The sequence below is a fragment of the Streptomyces sp. CO7 genome, assembly GCF_053474865.1.
In genome coordinates this window covers 425,762-430,119 of the sequence record NZ_JBRIOU010000004.1, presented here as the reverse complement: position 1 = coordinate 430,119, position 4,358 = coordinate 425,762, and the positions used below count along the sequence as shown (strand labels likewise).

At 71.0% G+C, this 4,358-nt stretch carries 5 protein-coding genes; 1 reads left to right on the top strand and 4 read right to left on the bottom strand.

Going from position 1 to position 4,358, the window contains the following annotated elements:
- From ACOV8S_RS14735 to ACOV8S_RS14720, 4 genes are all read right to left on the bottom strand, one after another.
- On the bottom strand, window positions 1-261 hold a 261-nt coding region (locus ACOV8S_RS14735), incomplete at its 3' end, for a 2-oxoglutarate dehydrogenase E1 subunit family protein (protein WP_448318269.1).
- A gap of 304 nt (window positions 262-565) precedes the next feature.
- Window positions 566-1,621, bottom strand: a complete 1,056-nt coding sequence (locus ACOV8S_RS14730) for an ATP-binding protein (protein ID WP_448318267.1) — start codon at window positions 1,619-1,621, stop codon at window positions 566-568.
- A gap of 74 nt (window positions 1,622-1,695) precedes the next feature.
- On the bottom strand, window positions 1,696-2,457 hold the full coding sequence (locus ACOV8S_RS14725; RefSeq protein WP_448318265.1) for a response regulator transcription factor: 762 nt from the start codon (window positions 2,455-2,457) through the stop codon (window positions 1,696-1,698).
- Between the two features lie 97 nt (window positions 2,458-2,554).
- Window positions 2,555-3,292, bottom strand: coding sequence for a spermidine synthase (locus ACOV8S_RS14720; RefSeq protein ID WP_448318263.1), 738 nt, complete (start codon window positions 3,290-3,292; stop codon window positions 2,555-2,557).
- 175 nt (window positions 3,293-3,467) lie between these two features.
- Here ACOV8S_RS14720 and ACOV8S_RS14715 point away from each other — a divergent pair, with 175 nt between their 5' ends.
- Window positions 3,468-4,310 (top strand): lysozyme, encoded by an 843-nt coding sequence (locus ACOV8S_RS14715; protein ID WP_448318261.1) that lies wholly within the window; start codon window positions 3,468-3,470, stop codon window positions 4,308-4,310.
- The last annotated feature ends 48 nt before the right edge of the window (window positions 4,311-4,358 follow it).

The following is a 4,358-nucleotide window of genomic DNA, read 5'->3' as shown; positions in this document are numbered from 1 at the left end:
CTGCGCCGGAGCCGCGGCCGGGGCCGCGGGCTGGGCCGGGGCGGCCGGGGCCGGTGCGGCGGACTGCTGGGCGGAGGAGCCCGGCTTGTAGTCGGCGAAGAAGTCCCACCAGGCGCGGTCTACCGAATTCGGGTCCTGGAGGTACTGCTGATAGATCTCGTCGACGAGCCACTCGTTGGCACCGAACGCGGCCGCGGGGTTCTTACCCGCCGAACCTGCGTCGGTCGAGACACTCGAGTTACTGGGGGACTGTGGCGACACGGCGGCAACCGCCCTCTTCCGCTTCACAAGGTTATGGACAGCGGGAACAAAGCTACGCCTCCCCGGCAGTGATGGTCAGGCCGGGCCCGGTCATCGTCACGCACATCACATCCGCGAGCGTGTTTCGGCGGCGGAAATGGCGGGAAACAACCGGGGTTCCCCTATGAAACAGGTGTGTACGGGTGCGACGGCGGAAGCCGCGCACGGCCTCCGCACGAGCCTGTTCCCCCCTTCCACGTGCTGACACGCCCCCACCGGCGCGAACGCCGATGGATCTTGAAGGGGTCTTGGTCCGAACTTTACGTCAACCCTCTTCCGGGATGTTTCCCGGAAGGGTGACGAGCATGCGACACCCGCGCTCGGATTCGGCCACCCTGATCCGTCCGCCGTGCAGTTCCACGGCCCAGCGGGCGATCGCGAGGCCCAGTCCGGTGCCGCCGTCGCTGCCCGGGCCGTGCGAAGGGGCGGCCGAGCCCCGGTTGAAACGTTCGAAGACGCGGTGCCACTCGGCGCGCGGGATGCCCGGACCCTCGTCCTGGACCTCCAGCGTCAGCGAGCCCGGATACGGGCCGGGACGGGCCCGTACTGTCACCCGGCCGCGCGGCGGGCTGTGCTTCATCGCGTTGTCGATGAGGTTGGCGAGCACCTGGTGCAGCCGCTCGGGGTCGGCGTGCGCGCTCAGGTGCGTGGGCTGCACGTCCAGGTGCAGGTGGACGTCGCTGCGGGTGTGGGTGCCGGAGCCGGAGGCCAGGCCCGGGCGGGCCGCGGCGACCATCCCGGCCTCCTTGATGATCCCGGAGAGGTACGGCCAGACCTCGAAGGTGCGGGCCTTGAGCGGCACCACGCCGTTGTCCAGCCGGGAGAGGTCGAGCAGGGTGTCCACCAGGCGCCCCAGCCGCTCGGTCTGCCGCAGCGCGGTCCGCATGGTCTCCGGGTCCGCCTCGCAGACGCCGTCCACCACGTTCTCCAGCACCGCCCGCAGTCCGGCGATCGGGGTGCGCAGCTCGTGCGAGACGTTTGCCACAAGCTCCTTGCGCTGGCGGTCCTGCGCGTCCAGCTCGTCGGCCATCCGGTTGATGGCCCGGGACAGGTCGCCCAGCTCGTCACGCCGGCTCTCGGACACCCGGCGGCCGTAGTCGCCGTGCGCGATGGCGCGGGCGACGCCGGTCATGGCGTCCAGCGGCGCGGTCAGCGACTGCGCCACGAACTGGGTGATCAGCAGCGTCGCGATCATGGAGAAGACCATGACGAACCGGAGCTCGGTGGCCGTCCGCACCGCTATCAGCAGGAATCCCGTGGTGATCAGCACCGAGGCCACGACCAGGACGCACAGCTTGGTCTTGATCGAGAACGGCCGCATGGCCGCCCGCCGGGGGCAGGGCGGCCCATGGGGTCTGCGCCGGCCCGTCGGTCGCCCGGCCACCGGGTCGCTGGTCATGGCGTCGGCGTCTCCAGGGCGTAGCCCACGCCGTGCACCGTGCGGATGCGCTCCGCGCCGATCTTCCGGCGCAGGGCCTTGATGTGGCTGTCGACGGTCCGGGTGCCGGACGCGTCGGCCCAGTCCCACACCTCGGCGAGCAGCTGCTCCCGGGAGAGCACCGCCCGCGGGGTGTTGGCCAGGCACACCAGCAGGTCGAACTCGGTGGGCGTCAGGTGGACGTCCTCGGAGCGGACCCGCACCCGGCGCTGGGCGTGGTCGATCTCCAGCTCGCCCAGGCGCAGCACGCCGGAACGCGGCGTGGCGGCGGCCAGGGCGGCGCGCTCCATGCGGCGCAGCAGCACGTGGACGCGCGCCGCCAGCTCCCGCATGGAGAACGGCTTGGTCATGTAGTCGTCGGCGCCGACGCCGAGACCCACCAGCATGTCGGTCTCGTCGTCGCGCGCGGTGAGCATCAGCACCGGCACCGGGCGCTGGGCCTGTACGCGGCGGCAGACCTCCAGGCCGTCGAAGCCGGGCAGCATGACGTCGAGGATCAGGAGGTCCGGCTGCCAGGCCTCCGCGGTGTCCACCGCGGCCGGTCCGTCGCCCGCCGTTTGCACCAGGAATCCCTCGGCGCGCAGACGGGCCGCGATGGCGTCGACGATCGTCGGGTCGTCCTCGACCACCAGGACTCTGCGCTGAGCGCCCTGGGTCGCCGTGCCTCCGGCGTGCGAGGTCGCCGTGCTTCCGCTGTGCGAGGTGTGTGTCTGCTCCATCGCCCGCCCCTGGTGTGCTTTCCGGAATCCGTGGGGTGATTCCCATGCCTGCGGTCCTGACACCGATGATCGGCGCCAAGGGGCAGCGTATGCGGATTCACCCGGCAAGAGCCATCCCGGGCCGCAGAGCCAGGTGCACCACGTCCGGAACTCCCCGGGCAACCGGGACCTCATCGGTACGCACCTGTCGGAACCCGGCATTCCGCAAGGTACCTTCGAATTCCGGGGAGGGCTGCGCCGACCAGACCGCCAGCACCCCGTCGGGCCGCAAAACCCTTGCGCAGGCTGCGAGTCCGGCCGGTGAGTAGAGACTGTCGTTGCCCTCGTCGACGGTCCATCCGGGGCCGTTGTCGATGTCGAGGCAGAGCGCGTCCCAGGTGTGGGAAGTCACATCCAGATAACGAATCAGATCCGCCTCGACGATCTCCGTCCGGGGGTCCGCGAGGGCGTCCGCGGTGAGGTGCCGCAGCGGCCCCGAGCGGTGCCAGTCGATCACCGCCGGCTCGCGCTCGATCACCGTGATCCGGTCCCAGCGGCTGTCCGCGGCGGCGTGTGCGAGCGAAAATCCGACGCCCAGGCCGCCGATCAGCAGGCGCCGCGACCCGCGTGCTCCCGTCTCGTCGAGCCTGCGGGCGGCCGCGTCGACCAGGAGGCGCTCGGAGCGTCCGTCCGAGGTGTCCATCAGGAAGCAGCCGTTCGCGATGATCTGCAGCAACGCGCCGTGACGGCGCAGCACGACCTCGCCGTGAGGGCCGGTGCGGCGGTCCACGACGACCGGGGTCTGGTCAGAGGTGTCGTTGCCCCCGTCCGGTGCGGGGATGTACGTGGTGGACATGACGTCCATCCTGCCAAGGGCGGTGGCCGGATATCGGCGAACGGCTGATCCATGGGCGCGGAGCGGGGACAGGCGCTCTTTCCGGGGGACGTCTACGGGCGTAGCTTCGGCAGGGCATCACTGACATGTCCGCGCCAAGCGGCAGGTCTCCCGTTCCCCCTCACCGGAGGTTCGCATGTCCGTGCTCAGACCCGCGCGCGCCGTTCTCGCCGGCGTGCTTCTCGCGGTCCTCGCCGCGCTCACCGTCACCCCCGCCCACGCCGCCGGCGCGGGCGACGGCGGAGGCGACGGCAGGACCAGGTACCCGGCCCGCGGCACCGCCCATCTGGGCATGGGCGTCCTCTCCCACGACGGGCAGCAGGGCGACCCCTCCAACGGCCGGGCGGACGCCGTCCAGACCGAGGGCGTCGACGTCTCCGGCCACCAGGGCAACGTGGACTGGGGCGCGCTGTGGAACAGCGGCGTGAAATGGGCCTACGTCAAGGCCACCGAGGGGACGTACTACAAGAACACCTCCTTCACGCAGCAGTACAACGGCTCGTACAACATCGGGATGATCCGCGGGACGTACCACTTCGCCACCCCGGACACCACGACGGGCGCCACGCAGGCCAACTACTTCGTCGACAACGGGGGCGGCTGGTCCCGCGACGGCCGGACCCTGCCGGGAGTGCTGGACATCGAGTGGAACCCGTACGGGGCGTCCTGCTACGGCAGGACGCAGAGCCAGATGGTGGCCTGGATCCGGGACTTCGTGAACACCTACAAGGCGCGCACCGGGCGGGACGCGGTGATCTACACCGCCACGAGCTGGTGGACCGAGTGCACCGGCAACTACAGCGGCTTCGGCGCCACCAACCCGTTGTGGATCGCGCGCTACGCCACCGCGGTGGGGACGCTGCCGGCCGGATGGTCGTACTACACGATGTGGCAGTACACCTCGACGGGGCCGATCGTCGGCGACCACAACCGGTTCAACGGGGCGTACGACCGGGTGCAGGCGCTGGCGCTGGGCTGACCTCCGCCGGGGCGGGCCGGGGTGGGGCGGGGTCGGGCCGGTGTCGGC